This is a genomic window from Variovorax stachyos, assembly GCF_051400855.1.
GTDB lineage: Bacteria > Pseudomonadota > Gammaproteobacteria > Burkholderiales > Burkholderiaceae_C > Variovorax.
Genome location: NZ_JBLFFN010000019.1, coordinates 1 through 20,118, shown reverse-complemented (window position 1 = coordinate 20,118; position 20,118 = coordinate 1). Strand labels below are relative to the sequence as shown.

General features: G+C 67.7%; 21 protein-coding genes. 13 read left to right on the top strand and 8 right to left on the bottom strand.

Features of this window, described 5'->3' with window-relative positions; genetic code table 11:
- Positions 1-13: 13 nt before the first annotated feature.
- The 7 genes from ACMGEZ_RS24555 (at position 14) to ntrC (ending at position 7,602) form a co-directional block, all read left to right on the top strand.
- Positions 14-985: a sterol desaturase family protein gene (locus ACMGEZ_RS24555; protein ID WP_436824895.1), complete on the top strand. Its 972-nt coding sequence runs from the start codon at positions 14-16 to the stop codon at positions 983-985.
- 117 nt (positions 986-1,102) lie between these two features.
- Complete coding sequence (locus tag ACMGEZ_RS24550) at positions 1,103-1,975, top strand: EI24 domain-containing protein (protein ID WP_436824894.1); 873 nt, start codon at positions 1,103-1,105, stop codon at positions 1,973-1,975.
- Positions 1,972-2,772 (top strand): competence/damage-inducible protein A, encoded by an 801-nt coding sequence (locus tag ACMGEZ_RS24545; RefSeq protein ID WP_436824893.1) that lies wholly within the window; start codon positions 1,972-1,974, stop codon positions 2,770-2,772. The genes ACMGEZ_RS24550 and ACMGEZ_RS24545 overlap by 4 nt, the downstream gene beginning before the upstream one ends.
- A 148-nt stretch (positions 2,773-2,920) precedes the next feature.
- The gene (glnA, locus tag ACMGEZ_RS24540) at positions 2,921-4,336 is read left to right on the top strand and encodes a type I glutamate--ammonia ligase (protein WP_309970164.1); all 1,416 of its coding nucleotides are present in this window, start codon (positions 2,921-2,923) and stop codon (positions 4,334-4,336) included.
- 139 nt (positions 4,337-4,475) lie between these two features.
- Positions 4,476-4,988, top strand: a complete 513-nt coding sequence (locus tag ACMGEZ_RS24535; RefSeq protein ID WP_436824892.1) for a hypothetical protein — start codon at positions 4,476-4,478, stop codon at positions 4,986-4,988.
- Positions 4,988-6,064 (top strand): nitrogen regulation protein NR(II), encoded by a 1,077-nt coding sequence (glnL, locus tag ACMGEZ_RS24530; protein ID WP_436824891.1) that lies wholly within the window; start codon positions 4,988-4,990, stop codon positions 6,062-6,064. The genes ACMGEZ_RS24535 and glnL overlap by 1 nt, the downstream gene beginning before the upstream one ends.
- Before the next feature lie 20 nt (positions 6,065-6,084).
- Entirely contained in the window at positions 6,085-7,602 is a 1,518-nt protein-coding gene (gene ntrC, locus ACMGEZ_RS24525) for a nitrogen regulation protein NR(I) (protein ID WP_436824890.1), read from the top strand.
- A 24-nt stretch (positions 7,603-7,626) separates the two neighbouring features.
- Here the strand turns inward: ntrC and ACMGEZ_RS24520 are convergent, their stop codons facing one another.
- The 8 genes from ACMGEZ_RS24520 to ACMGEZ_RS24485 form a co-directional block, all read right to left on the bottom strand.
- Complete coding sequence (locus ACMGEZ_RS24520) at positions 7,627-8,154, bottom strand: hypothetical protein (RefSeq protein ID WP_436824889.1); 528 nt, start codon at positions 8,152-8,154, stop codon at positions 7,627-7,629.
- Positions 8,151-8,930, bottom strand: a complete 780-nt coding sequence (xth, locus tag ACMGEZ_RS24515; protein WP_436824888.1) for an exodeoxyribonuclease III — start codon at positions 8,928-8,930, stop codon at positions 8,151-8,153. The genes ACMGEZ_RS24520 and xth overlap by 4 nt, the downstream gene beginning before the upstream one ends.
- A 168-nt stretch (positions 8,931-9,098) precedes the next feature.
- Positions 9,099-10,166 (bottom strand): ABC transporter ATP-binding protein, encoded by a 1,068-nt coding sequence (locus tag ACMGEZ_RS24510; protein ID WP_436824887.1) that lies wholly within the window; start codon positions 10,164-10,166, stop codon positions 9,099-9,101.
- Positions 10,167-10,176: 10 nt separating this feature from the next.
- A complete protein-coding gene (locus ACMGEZ_RS24505; protein WP_436824886.1) occupies positions 10,177-11,082 on the bottom strand; it encodes a carbohydrate ABC transporter permease in 906 nt (301 codons plus the stop codon).
- On the bottom strand, positions 11,069-11,977 hold the full coding sequence (locus ACMGEZ_RS24500) for a carbohydrate ABC transporter permease (RefSeq protein ID WP_436824885.1): 909 nt from the start codon (positions 11,975-11,977) through the stop codon (positions 11,069-11,071). The genes ACMGEZ_RS24505 and ACMGEZ_RS24500 overlap by 14 nt, the downstream gene beginning before the upstream one ends.
- Complete coding sequence (locus tag ACMGEZ_RS24495; protein ID WP_436824884.1) at positions 11,974-13,323, bottom strand: ABC transporter substrate-binding protein; 1,350 nt, start codon at positions 13,321-13,323, stop codon at positions 11,974-11,976. The genes ACMGEZ_RS24500 and ACMGEZ_RS24495 overlap by 4 nt, the downstream gene beginning before the upstream one ends.
- A gap of 8 nt (positions 13,324-13,331) precedes the next feature.
- Entirely contained in the window at positions 13,332-14,291 is a 960-nt protein-coding gene (locus ACMGEZ_RS24490) for a TauD/TfdA dioxygenase family protein (protein WP_436824883.1), read from the bottom strand.
- A 201-nt stretch (positions 14,292-14,492) separates the two neighbouring features.
- Positions 14,493-15,401, bottom strand: coding sequence for a LysR family transcriptional regulator (locus ACMGEZ_RS24485; protein ID WP_436824882.1), 909 nt, complete (start codon positions 15,399-15,401; stop codon positions 14,493-14,495).
- 87 nt (positions 15,402-15,488) lie between these two features.
- Between ACMGEZ_RS24485 and ACMGEZ_RS24480 the strand changes: the two genes are divergently transcribed.
- From ACMGEZ_RS24480 to ACMGEZ_RS24455, 6 genes are read left to right on the top strand one after another with little or no spacing between them, the layout of a single operon-like run.
- Complete coding sequence (locus ACMGEZ_RS24480; protein ID WP_436824975.1) at positions 15,489-16,484, top strand: 2Fe-2S iron-sulfur cluster-binding protein; 996 nt, start codon at positions 15,489-15,491, stop codon at positions 16,482-16,484.
- Positions 16,485-16,510: 26 nt separating this feature from the next.
- Entirely contained in the window at positions 16,511-17,776 is a 1,266-nt protein-coding gene (locus tag ACMGEZ_RS24475) for an aromatic ring-hydroxylating dioxygenase subunit alpha (protein ID WP_436824881.1), read from the top strand.
- A 2-nt stretch (positions 17,777-17,778) separates the two neighbouring features.
- The gene (locus ACMGEZ_RS24470) at positions 17,779-18,252 is read left to right on the top strand and encodes an aromatic-ring-hydroxylating dioxygenase subunit beta (protein WP_436824974.1); all 474 of its coding nucleotides are present in this window, start codon (positions 17,779-17,781) and stop codon (positions 18,250-18,252) included.
- A 3-nt stretch (positions 18,253-18,255) separates the two neighbouring features.
- Positions 18,256-18,624 (top strand): chorismate mutase, encoded by a 369-nt coding sequence (locus ACMGEZ_RS24465; RefSeq protein WP_436824880.1) that lies wholly within the window; start codon positions 18,256-18,258, stop codon positions 18,622-18,624.
- A complete protein-coding gene (locus tag ACMGEZ_RS24460; protein ID WP_436824879.1) occupies positions 18,621-19,589 on the top strand; it encodes a Bug family tripartite tricarboxylate transporter substrate binding protein in 969 nt (322 codons plus the stop codon). Before ACMGEZ_RS24465 ends, ACMGEZ_RS24460 begins: the two co-directional genes overlap by 4 nt.
- A 22-nt stretch (positions 19,590-19,611) precedes the next feature.
- The gene (locus tag ACMGEZ_RS24455; protein ID WP_436824878.1) at positions 19,612-19,932 is read left to right on the top strand and encodes a non-heme iron oxygenase ferredoxin subunit; all 321 of its coding nucleotides are present in this window, start codon (positions 19,612-19,614) and stop codon (positions 19,930-19,932) included.
- Positions 19,933-20,118 lie beyond the last annotated feature (186 nt).

The following is a 20,118-nucleotide window of genomic DNA, read 5'->3' as shown; positions in this document are numbered from 1 at the left end:
TGGTGCCCCGCCGATGGACTGGCTGACCGACATCTTCGCCAACGTGCAGCAGTGGCTCTTCGAAGCCGCGGTGCAGCCGCTGGTCTACGCAGTGGGCCTCGGCGGCTGGGTCGAGGACGCCTTCGACGCCACGGGCTGGCTGTTGGTCGGGCTGATCCAGATTGGCGTGCTGGTCGCGCTCATCGGCCCGCTGCAGCGCTGGCGCCCGGCCGAGCCGGTGGTCGATCGGCCGGCCATCCGCATCGACATTCTCTACACGCTGATCCATCGGCTGGGCCTGTTTCGCCTGGCCATGTTCTTCGCGGTCGATCCGCTGTTCGACGAAGTGCTCGGCGCGGTGCGCGCGGCCGGCTGGGGCTCTGTCCACCTGGACCAGCTCTGGCCGGGCCTGACCGACATCCCCTGGGTCGCCTTCGCGATCTACCTGGTGGTGCTGGATTTCGTCGAATACCTCATCCATCGCGGACAGCACCGCTTCGACTGGTGGTGGGCGCTGCATTCGCTGCACCACTCGCAGCGCCAGATGACCATGTGGAGCGACAACCGCAACCACCTGCTAGACGACCTCATCCACGACTCGATCATCGTCGTGGTGGCGCAGCTGATCGGCGTGGCGCCTGGGCAGTTCATCGCCATCGTCGCCTTCACGCAGCTCAGCGAGAGCCTGCAGCATGCCAACCTGCGCTGGAGCTTCGGCGCGGTCGGCGAGCGGCTCTGGATCAGCCCTCGCTTTCACCGCGTGCACCACAGCATCGGCATCGGCCACGAATCGAAAGGCCCGCGCACGCTCGGCGGCCACAACTTCGGCGTGCTGCTGCCGTGGTGGGACATGCTCTTTCGCACCGTCAATTTCGAGGAGCGTTACGACCCGACGGGCGTGCGCGACCAGGTCGAGCCGGATGCGCATGGCCGCGTGCAGGACTACGGCCGCGGCTTCTGGTCGCAGCAATGGCTGGGCCTGAAGCGCCTGGCCGGCCGGGGCTGAACAGGGGCTCGCTGGCGCGCCTTTGGCTGCGGTGCCGTGACCCTTCGGCGCGGCCGTGCGGCTCATGCCGGCGTCAGCGGGGCCGCGTTCACGCGCTGGCGTTATCCTCTGCCCCCGATGCGTCTCCTCCTCGACTCCTTCTGGCGATCCGTTGCCTATTGCATGCACCCCCGGGTGATCGTGCTGTCGCTGCTTCCGCTCGCGCTCATGGTGCTGCTCGCTGCGCTGCTCGGATACTTCTACTGGGACGCAACCGTCGCCTGGACTCGCGAGGCGCTCGAGGCCTGGCCGCTGCTGGCCAGCTTCTGGGGCTGGATCGGGCGGCTGTTCTCCAGCGACGTCACTTCGGTGGTCGCGCCGATGGTGGTGGTGATCGCCGCGACGCCGTTGATCGTGGTGGTGGCGCTGCTGGTCGTCGCCGGCCTGATGGCACCGGCACTGACGCGACTGGTGGCCGAGCGCCGCTTCCCCTCGCTGGAGCAGAAGAAGGGCGCTTCCTTCCTCGGCAGCGTGTTCCGCTCGCTGGGGCTCACGGTGCTGGCGCTGCTCGCGCTGGTGGTGTCGATGCCGCTCTGGCTGATCCCGCCGCTCGTGCTGATCCTGCCGCCGCTGATCTGGGGCTGGCTGACCTACCGCGTCATGAGCTTCGACGCCCTCGCCGAGCATGCGAACCCCGAGGAGCGTGCGACCCTGCTGCGCGCCCACCGGCTGCCGCTGCTCGGAATCGGCGTGCTGTGCGGCTACCTGGGCGCCGCGCCCAGCATCGTGTGGGCGTCCGGGCTGCTCTTCGTCGCCGCCTTCCTGGTGCTGGCGCCGCTTGCGATCTGGATCTATACGCTGGTGTTCGCGTTCTCCGCGCTCTGGTTCTCGCACTACTGCCTGGATGCGCTGGCCCAGCTGCGGGCTCAGCGTGCGGCGGCGGCCCTTCCCACCACGACGGCCGAGGCGGCGGATGCCCGCGCTGTCGCAACCCAATGGGGTGCTCCATGACCCGTTCCATCGGCCTGCTCGTCGTCGGCGACGAGATCCTCTCGGGCAAGCGCGTCGACAAGCACATGCCCAAGCTGATCGAGCTGCTCGCCGCCCGCGGCCTGCAACTGGCCTGGGCCGAATACGTCGGCGACGAGCCGACCCGCATCACCGCCGCGCTCGGCCGCGCCTTCGCCTCGGGCGACATCGTGTTCTCCACCGGTGGCATCGGCGCCACGCCCGACGATCACACGCGCCAGTGCGCCGCAGCCGCGCTGGGCGTGCCGCTGGCCCTGCATCCGGAGGCCGAGGCCCTGATCCGGGAGCGCATGCAGGACACGGCGCGCGAGCAGGGCACCGTGTACGACCCGGTCCGCCCCGACAACATCCACCGCCTCAATATGGGCGTGTTCCCGCTCGGGGCCAAGATCATTCGCAACCCCTACAACAAGATCCCCGGCTTCAGCGTGGCCGACGTGCATTTCGTGCCCGGCTTTCCGGTCATGGCCTGGCCGATGATCGAGTCGGTGCTCGACGAGCGCTACGGCCACTTGTTCGGGCGCGGCCGCGCGGTCGAGAAGTCGGTGATCGTCTACGGTGCCATGGAGGCCACGCTCACGCCGCTGATGGAAGCCATCGAGCGCACGCATCCGGGCATCAAGGTCTTCAGCCTGCCGAGCGTCGACCACGCCGAGCACGGCCGCCACATCGAGCTCGGCGTCAAGGGCCAGGCCGAGCGCGTCGACGCGGCCTACGCGCAGCTACTCGAAGGCCTGCACAGCTTTGATGCACGCCTTGGCCCTGAATTGGTGCGTTGATCGGATGGGCACCAATTTGGTTACAACTTGCCTGTTTTTGGGTGCGCCGCAGGGCCTTGGACGCCCCTTCGTGGCCCTGACAATGGCACAGAAACTGCATTCCCGATCGCGCTGATTTCCAACCACTACCAATCCTAGGAGAAGCCTGATGGCTAAGACCGTCGCCGATGTACTGAAACTCGTCAAGGAAAACGAGGTCAAGTTCGTCGACTTTCGATTCACCGACACCCGCGGCAAAGAGCAGCACGTGACCGTGCCGGTCTCGCACTTCGACGAGGGCAAGTTCAACGACGGTCACGCCTTCGACGGCTCGTCGATCGCCGGTTGGAAGGGCATCGAAGCCTCGGACATGCTGCTCATGCCCGACCCGAACACGGCCAACATCGACCCCTTCTTCGAAGAGACCACCCTGATCCTGACCTGCGACGTGGTCGACCCCACCGACGGCAAGCCCTACGAGCGCGACCCGCGTTCGCTGGCCAAGCGCGCCGAGGCCTACATGAAGGCCTCCGGCCTGGGCGACACCGCGTTCTTCGGGCCGGAGCCCGAGTTCTTCGTCTTCGACGGCGTGCGCTGGCAGAACGACATGTCCGGCTGCTTCGTCAAGATCGAGTCCGAAGAGGCCTCGTGGAACACCGGCAAGGAATTCGAGCACGGCAACACGGGCCACCGCCCGGCCGTCAAGGGCGGCTACTTCCCCGTGCCGCCGGTCGACAGCTTCCATGACATGCGCTCCGAGATGTGCCTGGTGCTCGAGTCGCTGGGCATCCCGGTCGAAGTGCATCACCACGAAGTGGCGAACGCCGGCCAGATGGAGCTCGGCACCAAGTTCAGCACGCTGATCCAGCGCGCCGACTGGGTCCAGCTGCAGAAGTACGTGATCCACAACGTGGCCCACGCCTACGGCAAGACCGCCACCTTCATGCCCAAGCCCATCGTCGGCGACAACGGCTCCGGCATGCACGTGCACCAGTCGGTCTGGAAGGACGGCAAGAACCTGTTCGCCGGCGACGGCTATGCAGGCCTGAGCGACTTCGCGCTGCACTACATCGGCGGCATCATCAAGCATGCCCGTGCGCTGAATGCCATCACCAACCCCGGCACCAACAGCTACAAGCGCCTGGTGCCCGGCTTCGAAGCCCCTGTGAAGCTGGCCTACTCGGCCAAGAACCGCTCGGCCTCGATCCGCATCCCCTTCGTGGCCAACCCGAAGGGCCGCCGCGTCGAGGCGCGCTTCCCCGATCCGATGATGAACCCCTACCTCGGCTTCGCCGCCATGCTGATGGCCGGCCTGGACGGCGTGGAGAACAAGATCCATCCGGGCGAGGCCGCCAGCAAGGACCTCTACCATCTGCCGCCGGAAGAGGACGCGCTGATCCCGACCGTGTGCCACAGCCTCGACCAGGCGCTCGACTACCTCGACAAGGACCGTGCCTTCCTGACCAAGGGCGGCGTGTTCACCGATGCCTACATCGACGCCTACATCGACCTCAAGATGCAGGAAGTCACGCGCTTCCGCATGGCCACGCACCCGGTCGAGTTCGACATGTACTACTCCCTGTAAGGGCATCGCCCTTACGGGGCGCCTTTCAGTGAAATAAAGGACGGCTTGCCGTCCTTTTTTCTTGGGGCGATTTCCCCCTGTGGCGGCGCCATCGAATTGCATGAAAATGCCACCGGTTGCCCACTTTCATACGATGATCATGAAGACTTGTTTCGTTTACCTGCTGGCCGCCATGGCAGCGGCCGGCGTCCACATGCAGGCCCAGGCGCAGCAGGAACGTGTCTGGCGCTGCGGCAACGAATACACCAACAACGCGACCCTCGCCCAGCAGCGCGGCTGCAAGGTCATGGAAGGCGGCAACGTGACCGTGGTGCAGGGAAGCCGGCCGGTCGCGGCGGCCACGCCCAGCAGCGGCAGCACCGTGCGGGCACCGTCGCCGCCCGGCAGCCCGCGCGTCGAAAGCGTCGACCAGCGCGCTCGCGACGGCGAAGCCCGTTCGGTGCTGGAGTCAGAGCTCAAGAAGGCCGAGGAGCGCCAAGCGCAGCTCCTGCGGGAATACAACAACGGCGAGCCCGAGAAGCAGGGCAGCGAGTCCCGCAACTACCAGAAGTACCTCGACCGGGTGGCCGAGATGAAGGCCGAGATCGCCCGCAACGAGAGCGACATTGCCGGCATCCGCCGGGAAATCGGCCGACTGCCGGCCACGCGCTGATGGCCTTCGGCAAATCCGCTGCCGCCGCCAAGCGTTTCCAGGCTTTCGACCTCCTTTCCACCCTGATCGCGGTGGTGCGCACCGACGGATCGGTGCTCTTCGCCAATGCCGGCCTCGAGGACGCGCTGGGCACCTCGCGCCGCACGCTCGAAGGCTCGCAGTTCGGCGCCTGCTTCCATGAACCCCAGGTGCTGCGCACCGCCATCGACGGCGCGCGCAGCAACGACTTCGCCACGCTGCGCTACGAGGCCTTCCTGCGCCGCGTCAACCACGAGCTCATGCCCGTGCAGGTGACGCTCGCGCAAGGCGACCGCGCGGGCGAGCTGATCATCGAGATGTCGCCGCTCGAGCAGCAGGTGCGTCAAGACCGCGAGGAGCGCCTGCTCGACCAGGCGCAGGCCAACAAGGAGCTGATACGCAACCTCGCGCACGAGATCAAGAACCCGCTGGGCGGCATCCGCGGCGCGGCGCAGCTGCTGCAGATGGAGGTGGAGTCGCGCGACCTGGTGGAGTACACGCAAGTCATCATCCACGAGGCCGATCGCCTGCAGACACTGGTCGATCGCCTGCTGGCGCCGCACCGCCGCCCGCACGTGGTGGGCGACGTCAACATCCACGAGGTCTGCGAGCGCGTGCGCTCGGTGATCCTGGCGGAGTTCCCGCGCGACCTGCACATCGAGCGCGACTTCGACGTGTCGATTCCCGAATTTCGCGGCGACCGCGAGCAGCTGATCCAGGCCACGCTCAACATCGTGCACAACGCGGCGCAGGCGCTCGCCGAGCGGCGCGCCGCGGGAGACGCGCGCATCACCTTCAAGACCCGCATCGCGCGCCAGGTGATATTCAACAAGCAGTGGTACCGACTGGCACTGGAATTGCATGTCATCGACAATGGACCGGGCGTGCCGGACGCGATCAAGGACCGCATCTTCTACCCGCTGGTGTCGGGCAGGGAAGGCGGGACAGGCCTTGGATTGACGCTGGCGCAAACTTTCGTGCAACAGCACCACGGCGTGATCGAGTGCGACAGTGTTCCGGGCCGGACTGATTTCAAGATATTGATACCGTTGCCTTAGGACAGGGAAGAAGGAACTGCATGAAGCCGATCTGGATAGTGGACGACGACCAATCGATACGCTTCGTGCTCGAAAAAGCGCTCCTGCGCGAGGACCTGCCCACCCGCAGCTTCACCAATACCCGCGAGGTGCTGGCCGCGCTCGAAGCCGCGGCCGACGACGAGATGCTCGGCCCCCAGGTGCTGGTGAGCGACATCCGCATGCCGGGCGGCTCGGGCCTGGACCTGCTCGACAAGATCAAGGCCAAGCATCCCGGCCTGCCCGTCATCATCATGACGGCCTTCTCCGACCTCGACAGCGCCGTCTCGGCCTTCCAGGGCGGCGCCTTCGAGTACCTGCCCAAGCCCTTCGACCTGCCGCGCGCCGTGGAGCTGATCCGCCGCGCCGTCGACGAGAGCCAGCGCGAGGAAGTGGCCGAGGAGCGCATGGCCGCCGCCCCCGAAATGCTGGGGCAGGCGCCGGCCATGCAGGACGTCTTCCGCGCGATCGGGCGGCTGTCGCAGAGCAACGTGACGGTGCTGATCACCGGCGAGTCCGGCAGCGGCAAGGAGCTCGTCGCACGCGCGCTGCACAAGCATTCGCCGCGCGCCAACGGGCCCTTCGTGGCCATCAACACCGCGGCGATCCCGAAGGACCTGCTCGAGAGCGAGCTCTTCGGCCACGAGCGCGGTGCCTTCACCGGCGCACAGACCATGCGGCGCGGGCGCTTCGAGCAGGCCGAGGGCGGCACGCTCTTCCTCGACGAGATCGGCGACATGCCCTTCGACCTGCAGACGCGCCTGCTGCGCGTGCTGAGCGATGGGCACTTCTACCGCGTGGGCGGCCACAACTCGGTCAAGGCCAACGTGCGCGTGATCGCGGCCACGCACCAGGACCTGGAGCTGCGCGTGAAGCAGGGCGGCTTCCGCGAAGACCTGTTCCACCGCCTCAACGTCATCCGGCTGCGGCTGCCCGCCTTGCGCGAACGCGGCGAGGACGTGCCCGCGCTCACCCGCCACTTCCTGCAGCAGAGCGCCAAGCAGCTCGGCGTCGAGCCCAAGCGCATCTCGGATGCGGCCCTGGCGCGGCTGTCGACCTTCGCTTTTCCCGGCAACGTCCGGCAGCTCGAGAACATCTGCCACTGGCTGACCGTGATGGCGCCGGCGCAGCTGATCGAGGCCAAGGACCTGCCGCCCGAGGTGATGGCCGGCGCGCCGGTCGAGGCGCCGCCCGCCGCAGCGAGCGCGGCCCCGGCGGCGGTCTCCGAACGCGAAGCTGCCGCGCCTTCGGCCGTCCCCCCCGCGGCCGCGGTGCCGGTCGCTCCGGCTGCCGCCATTGGCCAAGTGGCCAGTTGGGAAAGCGGCCTGGAGCAGGAGGCCCAGAGCCTGCTGGCGGCCGGGCGCCACGACGTGTGGGACACGCTGTCGCGCCGCTTCGAGTCGCGCCTGATCCTCACCGCCCTGGCCAACACGCGGGGCCGCCGCATCGAGGCAGCGCAGAAGCTCGGCATCGGCCGCAACACCATCACCCGCAAGATCCAGGAGCTCGGCCTGGAATAGGTCCGAGCGGACCGCTGCCCGCGCTCAGCGGCTGCGCTGGCCCAGCGTCAGCGTGTCGAGCTGGAACTGGCCGCTCTTGTCCCACAGCCAGGTGTCGACATAGGTGTGCGCGCCGAGCTTGCCGGGGTTCGGCAGCGGCGAGGCCTCGCGAATCAACTCGGCGATCTTGCCGCTGACCTCCGGCGCGTGGCTTGGGGTGCGGGTGAAGTGCACGCCCTTGACCTGCCCGTTGGCGTCGATGTCGGTTTCGGTCACCACCACGGCATACACCAGCGGCGGAATCTTCCCCTTGTAGATGCGCTTGGGATAAGCGTTGTAGATGTGCCGGGCGCCGAGCTTCCGATAGGCACGCACGGCCGGCGTCTGCTGGGTGATGAGGCGCACGGTGGGCACCTCGGCCGAGGGGGTGGACACGCCTTCGTCTGCCGGCTTGACGGTGTCGCGCGATGCCGCGGGGCCCGCGGGGGCGTCCGGCTTGAAAACCGAGCAGGCGGAGAGTCCGAGTGCGGCCGCGAGCAGCGTGGCCTTGAATACGGTGGTGAAGGTTTTCATGCGTCGAGCTCCAGGGTCACGGGTGCATGGTCGCTGGGCTTGTCCCACTTGCGGGGCACGCGGTCGATGACGCAGCCCCTTGCCCGCGGCACCAGCGGCTCGCTCACGAGGATGTGGTCGATGCGCAGCCCGCGGTTCTTCTGGTAGCCCAGCATACGGTAGTCCCACCAAGAGTAGCTCTTCTCCGGCTGCTCGAACAGGCGGAAACTGTCCACCAGCCCGAGCTGCAGCAGCGCCTTGAAGTGCTCGCGCTCCTCGGTGGTGTGATGGATGGTCTCGGCCAGGCCCACGGGATCGAAGCTGTCGCGGTCCTCCGGCGCGATGTTGAAGTCGCCCAGCAGCGCAAGCCGCGGATGCGCCGCCAGCTCTTCGCGCAGCCATTCGTGCAGCGCGCGCAGCCAGCTCAGCTTGTAGGCAAATTTTTCGGTGCCGGGCGCCTGCCCGTTGACGAAGTAGCCGTTGACGATGCGCAGCTCGCCGGACGGCGTGTCGAGGGTCGCACTGATCACGCGCGAATGGTCGTCCGCGAAGCCGCCGATGTTCTTCGCGACGTCGCGCAGCGGCGCGAGGCTCAGGATCGCGACGCCGTTGTAGGTCCGCTGGCCGAACACTGCCGCGTGATAGCCGGCCGATTGCAGCACGTCGAGCGGAAACTTGTCGTCGCTCATCTTGAGCTCCTGCAGGCACAGCACGTCGACCGGGTTGGCAATCAGCCAGTCCAGCACATGCTGGAGCCGGGCGGTGAGGGAATTGACGTTCCAGGTGGCAATTTTCATGGGCAGCGTGTGACGGCTTTGGGGTGAAATCCAGGGGCAGGACTGAAGCGTACCCCAGTCGCGCAGCCCTTCCCGCAGCGTCCTCGAGCGCGCCGGCCTTATCCGGAAAGCTGCCAAGCCTGCATCTTTTTCTTCGTTTGCCGATCGGCGTCTATGCGAGCGACAAGCTCAGTTGAGCCGCTGCCCGCCGGCAGCGTCGAAGAGGTGGGCCTTGTCGGGCAGCGGCCGCAGCGGCAGGCGGTCGCCCGGGCGCGCGCCGATGCGCTCGCGGAAGGCGGCGATCACGTCATGTCCGCCGAGGCGCAGCGCGACCTGGGTCTCGGAGCCGGTCGGCTCGACCACCACGATGTCCGCGGGCATGCCCCGGCCGGCATCGATGACGAAGTCTTCCGGCCGCGTGCCGTAGAGCACCCGGTCGCCGTGCGATCCGCGCGATGCCTGCGACACGGGCAGGCGCAGCCCGTCGTCCGTCAGCACATGCGGCGCGCCGTCGAGCTGCAGCCGGCCCGGGATGAAGTTCATCGCGGGCGAGCCGATGAAGCCGGCCACGAAGGCATTGCGCGGCCGGTCGTAAAGCTCGAGCGGCGCACCCGCCTGCTCGACCCGGCCCTCCTTCAGCACCACGATGCGGTCGGCCATCGTCATCGCCTCGACCTGGTCGTGCGTCACGTAGACGGTGGTCGTGCCCAGGCGCTGGTGCAAAGCCTTGATCTCGGTGCGCATCTGCACGCGCAGCTTGGCGTCGAGGTTCGACAGCGGCTCGTCGAAGAGAAAGGCCTGCGGCTGGCGCACGATGGCGCGGCCCATGGCCACGCGCTGGCGCTGGCCGCCCGAGAGCTGGCGCGGGCGGCGCCCGAGCAGTTCGCGCAGGCCGAGGGTCTCGGCCGCCTGCTGCACGCGCCGCTCGATCTCTTCCGGCCGTGCGCGGCGGATGCGCAGGCCGAAGCCCAGGTTCTGCGCCACCGTCATGTGCGGGTACAGCGCGTAGTTCTGGAACACCATCGCCACGTCGCGGTCGCGCGGCGCCACCTCGTTGATGCGCCGCTCGCCCAGCAGGATGTCGCCCTGGTCGGCGCTCTCCAGTCCCGCGATGATGCGCAGCAGCGTCGACTTGCCGCAGCCCGAAGGACCGACCAGTGCGACGAACTCGCCGTCGCCGATGTCGATGTCGATGCCGCGGATCACCGGCGTGCCGCCGAAGTCCTTGGCGAGTTGCCGCAGGGTGATGGAGCTCATGGAGAAAACCTCAATCCTTGACGGCGCCGGCGGTGAGCCCGCGCACCAGGTACTTGCGAACGAGCACGGTGAAGATGACCACCGGGAACATCACCAGCGTTCCGCTGGCGGCGATCTTGGTCCACTCCCAGCCTTCGTACTGCAGGAAGTTGACGATCGCCACCGGCGCGGTGATGGCATTGGTGCGCGTCAGGATCAGCGCGTAGAAGAAGTCGTTCCACGAGAAGATGAAGCACAGCACCGCGGTGGCCGCGAGCCCCGGCGCGGTGAGCGGGAGGGCGACGCGCCAGAAGGCCTGCCAGACGCCGCAGCCGTCGATCCAGGCCGCCTCTTCCAGCGTGGCCGGCACCGCCTCGAAGAAGGTCTGCATGAGCCAGATCACGATCGCGAGGTTGAAGGTCAGGTAGACGATGGCCAGGCCGATCACCGTGTCCTGCAGGCCGAGGTATTGATACGCCAGGAAGAAGGGGATGGTGAAGGCGATCGGCGGCGCCATGCGGGTCACGAGGATCCACAGCGCGATGCGGTTGCGGCCTTTGAAATTCCAGCGCGTGAGCGCATACGCGGCGGGCACGCCGATCACCAGCGACAGGCCGGTGGACAGCGTGCTCACCGCCAGACTGTTCCAGAAGGACTTCAGGAAGTTGCCCTGCAGCAGGCTGGCGAAGCCCTCGAGCGTGGGCGTGAAGAGCAGTCGCTCGTCGAAGATATCGGCCGCGGGCCGGAAGGCCAGCTGCACCAGCCAGAGGAAGGGCGAGAGCACCACCAGCAGCAGCAGGGCCACGACCAGCGAGCGGCCGTGCGCTGCGAGCCAGTTGCGGCTCCGGTGCGACGCGGCCGCGGCGGGCTGCTGCAGGCCTTCCTCATGCGCGCTTGCCAGCTCGCCGGCATGCAGGGCGGCGTCAGCGCTGGCCATGGTCGCTCCAGCCCAGCCGGCCGATCAGCCAGCTCAGCACGAACACGCCCGCGAGCATGACCGTCGCGATCGCGCTCGCATAGCCCCAGTAGGAAAAGTTGAAGGCCTGGATGAAGCCGTAGTAGTTGGTGACCTCGGTCACGTTGCCCGGCCCTCCGTTGGTCAGAACGTAGATGAGCGGGAAGGCCTTGAAGCTGTCGATCAGCCGGAACAGCCCGCACACCACCAGCACCGGCCGCAGGTAGGGCAGCACGATGTGGCGGAACAGCTGCCAGCGGCTCGCGCCTTCCAGCCGCGCGGCCTCCAGCGGATCGTCGGGGATCATCTGCAGGGTGGCGAGCACCATCAGCATGGTGAAGGGGAACCACTGCCAGGTGTCCGCGAGCGAGATCGCCCACAGCGCTGTATCGGGGTCGGCGATCAGCGAGCGCACCGGCAGGCCCACGCTCTCCAGCGTGCGGTGGACCGGGCTGACGTCGGGCGTGTACATGATCTTCCAGATCAACGCGACCACGATCGGCGGCAGCACCATCGGTATCAGGAAGGCGGTTCTCGCGCCTTCGAGCAGGCGCGACTTCCCGTTGAGCAGCAGTGCCAGGCCAAGGCCCGCGATTAGCTGCAGCGCGACGCTGGAGGACGAGAGCTTCAGCTGCACCGCGATCGAGGCGAGGAAGCGCTCGTCGTGCAGCAGCTGGCGGTAGTTGACCAGCGGATCGTCGAAGCGGAAGCTCGCCGCCGGATCGGTCAGGCTCAGCGGCGTGAAGCTGGCCACAACCAGGGCCGCCGCGGGCACCAGCGTGATCAGCAGCAGCACGGCCAGCGAGGGCGAGAGGCCGGCCAGGAAGGCGCGGCGCCGTTCGGCCTCCCAGCCCGCGGCGGGGAGGGCGTGGCTCACAGCTTCTGCCCCGCGCGCTTGAGCTCGGCAATCGAGTTGGCCTGGGCCTGCTGCAGCGCCTGCTTGGCCGAGAGCTGGCCGCTGGCGATCAGCTCGATCGCCTTGTTGAGCTGCTGGTCGACCTGCGGGTAGACCGAGACCGTGCGGTACTTCATGTGCCCCGTCTTCGCCGCGAGCTCGATGGAGTCGAGCGAAAGCTTCGCGAGGTCGCTGCCGTTGATCACCTGCTTCTGCCGGAACTCCGCCGACTCGATGTCGGAGCGCCGTGCCGGCGAGCCGTAGCCCGCCGCCACCGCGCGGCGCGTGGTCTGCTTGGAAAGCGCCCATTGGATGAAGGCCCAGGCCGCCTCCTTCTGCCGGGAGCCGGCAGGGATGCCGAGGCCGTGCACCGCCGTGCCCGGGAAGCGGCCCGCGGGGCCCTTCGGAACGAGGCCGAACTTCACGGTCTTCACCGTCTTGCTCGTGGCGGGGTCACCCAATTGCGCGAGGTGCAGCTGCCCGGCGTCGGTGAAGTTGACGCGGCCCAGCTTGAGGGCCTGGGTCACCTGGTCGGGCTGGTAGGTGATCGCGCCGTCCGGGCCGAACTCCTTCAGCAGGTTGGCGTAGTACTCGGCGGCGGCGATGGCCTCCGGCGTGTCGAGCGTCGGGAACAGGTCGTCGGGCGCCTTGCGGAACACGTCGCCGCCGAAGGCATGCAGGTAGGGCACGAAGGTCCAGCCGTAGTGGTTGTCGGCAACGAAGCCGGCCACGCGCTCCTTGCGGTGGACGGCGCGCAGCACCTTGACGAGGTCGTCGGTCGTGTCCGGAAATGCCAGCCCCGCTTTTTCCACGAGGTCGAAGCGCGACGAGGCGGTGAGCAGCGCCTCGGCCGTCCATGGAACGCCGTAGAGCTTGCCGTCCTTGCCGGTTTCGGGGGCGCGCGCGCCGGGCAGGAAATCGTCGAGGTGGAAATCGGCCGGCGTCAGGTTGGGGTTCCTGATGAAGTCGTCCAGCGGCGTGAGCCAGCCCGAGTTGATCCAGCGGCTCGAATAGATGAAGGTGACGTTGACGACGTCGTAGGCCGCGCCCTTGGTCGAGAGCTCGAGGTCCACGCGCTGGTTGTAGACGGGGAAGGAGGGCGCGTCGAAGTTGACCTTGGCTCCGGTCAGCGCCTCGAACTCCGGCAACCACTGCTGGATGAGCTTCGGATAGGCGGCGCTGAAGGTCGAGACGTTGAGCGTGACTCCAGCGAACTTCTTCGCGCCTTGCGCGCCCGCGAGCGCCGGCCAGAGCGCGCCGGCGCCGAGCGCGGCGCAGGCCCCGAGCAGGTGGCGGCGCAAGGGGTCGGGGTGAGATGCGTGTGTCATGGAGGGGTTCATGCGGTGGCGGCGATCAATTCGTCGATGCGCGCGTCGTTCGTGGCCTCGGGCCGGCTGCGCGTGCGGCTGCGCTGGCCGTCGACCGCGATGGCGGTCTCGCCGTGCACCGTCACGCGGCGCACCAGGCGCGGCTGGTTGCCGTAGTCGTTGATCGCGAAGTGCTGCGTGGAGCGGTTGTCCCAGATCGCCACGTCGTCCTGCTGCCAGGCCCAGCGCACGGTGTTCTCCAGGCGGATCACGCGGTTCTGCAGCAACTCGAAGATGCGGGCCGACTCGCTGCTCGACAGGCCGACCAGCTTCTTCACGAAGTGGCCCAGCAGCAGCGCCCGCTCGCCCGAGACGGGATGCACGTGCACCACCGGGTGTTCGGCCTCGTACACCGCCGAGACGAACACCTCGCGGTGATGGCGCAGGCGCTGCTCCTCGACCTGCACGCGGTCGGCGCCGTAGTCGTAGTCGTTGCCGTGCACGGCCCAGAGCTGGTCGGCCAGCTGCTTCAGGTGCGCGGGCAGCCGTTCGTAGGCGTGGGCGGTGTTGGCCCAGACGGTGTCGCCGCCGTAGGCGGGGATCTTCACCGCGCGCAGGATCGAGATCTTCGGAAAGGCATCGACGAAGGTCACGTCGGTGTGCCAGGAGTCGGCGCGCCCACCGCCCTTGGAGGCATCCAGCTCGAACAGCTGCGTGCCCTGCGGGGAGGGCACGGTGGGATGCGCGACCGTGCGGCCGAAGCGTGCGCCGAAGGCCTGGTGCGCGCTGTCGTCGAGCTGCGTCTGCCCGCGGAAGAACAGCACCTTGTACTTCACCAGCGCCGCATGCAGCTGCTCGATGCGCTCGGGCGGCAGCTCGCCGGACAGCGCGAATTCCTGTACCTCGCCTCCGATGTTGCCGGCCACGCGGCGTATGCGCAGGCCGTCGAAGCTGGTGTCGATTGCGGGAGAGGATGCGGGGGTGCTCATCGTGAAGGCTCCTGGAATTGATGGGTTGCCGGTGCGGCGTGAAGAGGCGGCCGATTCTGCGAGTGCGAGGCCGATCGGAGAACTACCGATTCGTTGCTTTCAAATGAGCGAAACATCTTTGGCGGGCGGCCTGTGTGCTTTCCAACGAAGGCTTTCGCGCATGCTTAGCCGCTTTGCGCATAGCGCGTCGCGGCAGCCACCTCAGCCGTCCGCGAAGTGCTCGAACAGCAGCCCGCGCAGCCACTGGTTGCCCGGATCGCGGTGGAAGCGCGCGTGCCAGAAGCAGTTGATCGCGATCTCCGGCAGCTTCGCGGGGTGCGCGCGCCAGACCAGCCCGAAGGGCTCGGCGATGCTGCGGGCCAGGCGCTCGGGCACGGTGGCGATCATCGGCGTGGCGCGCAGGATGTGGCCGATGGCCACGAAGTGCGGCACGGTCAGCCGGACGCGGCGCACGATGCCCTGCGCCGCCATCAACTCGTCGACCTGGCCGTGGCCGGTGCCGACGGCCTGCACCAGCAGGTGGTCGGCAGCCGAGAAGTCCTTGAGCGAGATCCGCGGCCGGGCAGCCAGCGGATGCGCCGCGCTGAACAGGCACACGTAGCGCTGCCGGAACAGCCGTCGCTGGAAGATGCTGGTCTTCAGCTGCGGCAGCAGTCCGATGGCGATGTCCACGTGTCCGGCCTCCATCGCATCGCGCAGGTTCACGGCGGTGTTGCGCACGGTGCTGATGGTCACCCCCGGTGCGGTGCGCGCGAGCAGCTCCATCAGCAGCGGCGTGAAGTAGATCTCGCCGATGTCGGTCATCGCGAGCGTGAAGCCGCGCGTGCTGGTGGCGGGCTCGAAGACGGTGTGCTGGTTCAGTGCGCCATGCAGCGCGCTCATGGCATAGGCCACCGGCTCGGCCAGCTGCAGCGCGAAGGGCGTGGGCTCCATGCCGCGCGCGGTGCGCAGGAACAGCTCGTCGCCGAACACGCGGCGCAGTCGCGCGAGCGCATTGCTGATGGCCGGTTGCGAGAGGCCGAGCGCCTCGGCCACCGCCGAGACGCGCTTCTCGGCCAGCATGCGGTCGAAGACCAGGAGCAGGTTCAGGTCGATGTCCTTGAGCTGCATGCGAGCGCACCTTTATTCACGGCAGTGATTCGACGAATTCACGAGATTCTATTGGCCAATGTGCAGCCCGAGCCGATGATCGGCGCCATGGACCTGCACATCCGCCCCCTGGGCCGCACCCTCGACGTTCGCCCCGGCGCGAACCTGCTCGAGGTGCTGCGCGAGCACCAGGTGCCGGTCTCGTACAGCTGCATGGCCGGGCGCTGCGGCACCTGCCGCTGCAAGCTGGTCGAAGGCCGGCTGCTCGATGGCGGCCCGGGGCCGGGCGCGATGCGGCCCGATGGCCCCCGCGAGCACCACGTGCTGGCCTGCCAGAGCACGCTGACCGAGAGCTGCACCATCGAGATCCCCGAGCCCGACGAGGTGGTGGTGCACCCGGCGCGCATCGTCAAGGCCACGATCGCAGGCATCGACATGCTCACGCACGACATCCGGCGGCTGCGCCTGAAGCCGGCCAAGCCGCTGTCCTTTTCGCCGGGGCAGTATGCGCAGTTGCAGTTCGCGCCGGAGCATGCACGGCCGTATTCGATGGCGCGCACCAGCGGCGACGCGGAGCTGGAGTTCCATGTGCGGCGCGTGCCGGGTGGCCGCGTCACCGACTATGTGTTCGAGAAGCTCAAGCCCGGCGACGCGGTGCGCGTCAGCGGGCCGATGGGGGCGGCCTACCTGCGCACGCGGCACGAGGGGCCCATGCTCTGCGCGGCCGGCGGCACAGGGCTGGCGCCGGTGCTGGCTATCGTGCGCGGCGCGATCGAGGCCGGCATGGCCAACCCCATCCATCTCTACTTCGGCGTGCGGTCGGACGCCGACGTGTACGGGCTCGAGGAACTGCGCGAGCTGCAGGCGCTGCATCCGGCACTGAAGGTGCATGTGGTCGGCGTCACCGGGCCGATGCGCCCGGGCATGCGCCAGGGCCTGATCACCGATGCCATCCGCGCCGACTGGCCCGCCGGCTTCGAGGGATGGCGTGCCTATCTCTGCGGCTCGCCACCGATGGTGGAGGCCGTCACGCTGCTGCTCGAGGAGCGCGGGCTGCCCATCGAGAAGATCCATGCCGACGCCTTCTATCCACAGGCGGCCTGAGGCAAAGACCAGAAGAAGGAGACCCCATGACGAACGCCAACCCCGCCACCGTCTTCCCGCGCGAGCTGCGCTGGGAATCGGAGAAGACCAGCCGCATTCCCTTCATGGCCTACACCGGCGAGGAACTGCACAAGAAGGAGCTGGAGCGCTTCTTCTACAGCAAGCACTGGTGCTATGTGGGCCTGGAGGCGGAGATCCCGAACGCGGGCGACTTCAAGCGCACCGCGATCGGCGAGCGCTCCGTGATCATGGTGCGCGACGCGGACGGCGGCATCAACGTGGTGGAGAACGTCTGCGCCCATCGCGGCATGCGCTTCTGCCGCGAGCGCCAGGGCAACCGCAAGGAATTCGTCTGCCCCTACCACCAGTGGAACTACACGCTGAAGGGCGACCTGCAGGGCGTGCCCTTCCGCCGCGGCGTGAAGCAGGACGGCAAGGTCAACGGCGGCATGCCGGCCGACTTCAAGCTGGAGGAGAACAGCCTCAACAAGCTCAAGGTGGCCACGCGCGGTGGGGTGGTCTTCGCGTCCTTCGACCATGAGATCGAGTCGCTCGAGGACTTCATGGGGCCGGCGATCCTGCACTACTTCGACCGTCTCTTCGATGGTCGAAAGCTGAAGATCCTCGGCTACAACCGCCAGCGCATCCCGGGCAACTGGAAGCTGATGCAGGAGAACATCAAGGACCCGTACCACCCGGGGCTGCTGCACACCTGGTTCGTGACCTTCGGGCTCTGGCGCGCCGACAACAAGTCGGAGCTGAAGATGGACGCGCGCGGCCGCCACGCCGCGATGATCTCGACCCGCGGCAGCGCCGGCAAGGCGGCGCAGGTGACGCAGGTCTCCAGCTTCAAGGAGAGCATGCAGCTGAAGGACCCGCGCTTCCTGGACATCGTGCCCGAGGCCTGGTGGGGCGGGCCGACGGCGGTGATGACGACGCTGTTCCCGAGCGTGATCCTGCAGCAGCAGGTCAACAGCGTCTCGACGCGCCACATCCAGCCGGTGGGCCACGACGCCTTCGATTTCGTGTGGACGCACTTCGGCTTCGAGGACGACAGCGAGGAGATGCAGCAGCGCCGCCTGCGCCAGGCCAACCTGTTCGGGCCGGCGGGCTTCGTCTCGGCCGACGATGGCGAGGTGATCGAGTTCTCGCAGCAGGGCTTCGAGCAGAAGCCGTATCACCGCACGCTGGCCGAGCTGGGCGGGCGCGAGGTGGAGGACACGGACCACATGGTGACCGAGACGCTGATCCGCGGCATGTACAAATACTGGCGCGAGGTGATGGAGGCATGACCATGAGCTTCGAGGACTACTTCGCGCTCAGCCAGCTCTATGCCGACTACGCGCGCGCCGTCGATTCCGGCAACTGGGACTTATGGCCGGCCTTCTTCATCGAGGACTGCAGCTACCGCCTGCAGCCGCGCGAGAACCACGAGCGCGGCCTGCCGCTGGCCACGCTGTCCTTCGAGAGTAGGGGCATGCTCGAGGACCGGGTGTACGGCATTCGCGAGACGCTGTTCCACGACCCCTACTACCAGCGCCACGTGGTCGGCCAGCCGCTGGTGCACAAGGTCGATGAGGACGGCACCATCCACAGCGAGGCCAACTACGCGGTGTTCCGCACCAAGCTGAGCGAGCTGTCGACGGTGTTCAACGTGGGCCGCTATATCGACACGGTTGTGCGCAAGCCCGAGGGGCTGAAGTTCGCGTCGCGGCTGGTGGTGTACGACAGCGAAATGATCCCGAATTCCATCATCTATCCGATCTGAGACATGACAGAAAAAGAACCCGATGCCCATGGTGCCCCGCTGCGCCGCTTCCTCGACCCGGCCTATGTGCCGCTGGCCGACAACCTGGCCCAGCTGCGCGAGCGCATCGATGCGATCGATGCGCAGATCGTCGAGCTGCTGGCCGAGCGCGGCCGCTATGTGAAGGACGCGGCGCGCTTCAAGCGCGATGCCTTCCAGGTCTCGGCACCGCAGCGCCAGCAGGAGGTGTTCGACAAGGTGCGGCGGCTCGCCGAGGAGAAGGGCGCCTATCCCGAAGTGGTCGAGGCTGCCTACCGCGCGCTGGTGGCGGGCTTCATCGCGCGCGAGCAGCGCGACCATGCGGAGATGGTCGAGATCGGAGAGCAGTCATGACGCGGCTTCGCCTTTTTCCCCTTGCGCTGCTGTCCTTGTCCGCCGCCCACGCCGCGGCGCAGGACTGGCCGCAGCGCCCGGTGCGGATCGTGGTGCCCTTCGCTGCCGGTTCCTCGCCAGACATCCTGGCGCGCATCGTCAACGACAAGCTCGCGGGCCGCCTCGGCCAGCCCCTGGTCGTGGACAACAAGCCGGGCGCGGGCGGCAACAGCGGCACGGACCTGGTCGCGAAGGCACAGCCCGACGGCTACACCTTCCTGCTGTCGGTCAACGCGCCACTCGTCTACAACACGGTGCTCTACAAGAACCTGCCCTACGACCCGTTCCGCGACTTGCAGCCGGTGTCGCTGGCCGCCACCACGCCCAACGTCTGCGTGGTGTCGAACGCGCTGGGCGCGGATTCGGTCAAGGGCTGGCTCACCGCCATGCAGCGCAACCCGGGCAAGTTCAACTTCGCCTCGACGGGCAGCGGCTCGATCTCGCACCTGGGTGTGGAGCTGATCAAGCTGAAGACGAAGTCCTTCGCGGTCCACATTCCCTATGCCTCCTCGGGTCAGGCGACCACCGCCATCATCCAGGGCGACGTGCAGTACGCCTGCCTGCCGCCCGTGGCCGTGATGCCGCAGGCCAAGGCCGGGCGGCTCAAGGCCTTGGCCGTGACCTCGGCCGAGCGCTCACCGTTGCTGCCCGAGCTGCCGACGCTGCGCGAATCGGGCGTGCCGGACATTCAGGCCGTGCCCTGGTTCGCCTACATGGCGCCCAAGGGCACGCCGCCCGAGGTGGTGCAGCGCATGAGCCGCGAGATCGCCGCGGTGCTCAAGGACGAGGCGACGCGCCAGCGCCTCGCAACGGCGTACTTCGATCCGGTGGGCAGCACGCCACAGGAGCTCGCGAGCTTCATGAACGAGGAGCTGCGACGCTGGAAGCCGGTGATAGAGCGCGCCGGGCTGAAGCCCGAGAACTGACACCTACCAGGATGAACCCACGATGAGCACCACAACCGATTGGATCGACGCCGCTGCGCTTGATGAACTGCCCGAGGACGATGTGATAGGCCTGGAGGTCCAGGGGCTCGACATCGCGATCTACAGCGTGGACGGCGAGGTCTTCGCCACCAGCAACACCTGCACTCACGGCCACGCGCGGCTGTGCGACGGCTTTCTCGAAGGGCACGAGATCGAGTGTCCGCTGCATCAGGGCAAGTTCGACGTGCGCAGCGGCAAGGCGATGTGCGCGCCGGTCACCGAGGATTTGCGCAGCTATCCGGTGAAGATTGAACGGGGACGGGTGTATCTCGCGTTGGCCTGATCCCCGTTCACGATCAAGCGTAGAGGGGATTCGTCGCAAGGATGGGTCGCGCGCTGCAAAGGCGCCTGCGGGTGTGCGGTGCGGCGTGCCACTGTGGCGGTCGGCGCTGCGCGCCGACTTCCCTGCGATGCTCGCGCAGCCGGCCTGCCGCGGAACTCGCGACGTTCACTTCGTTCACTCTGCTCA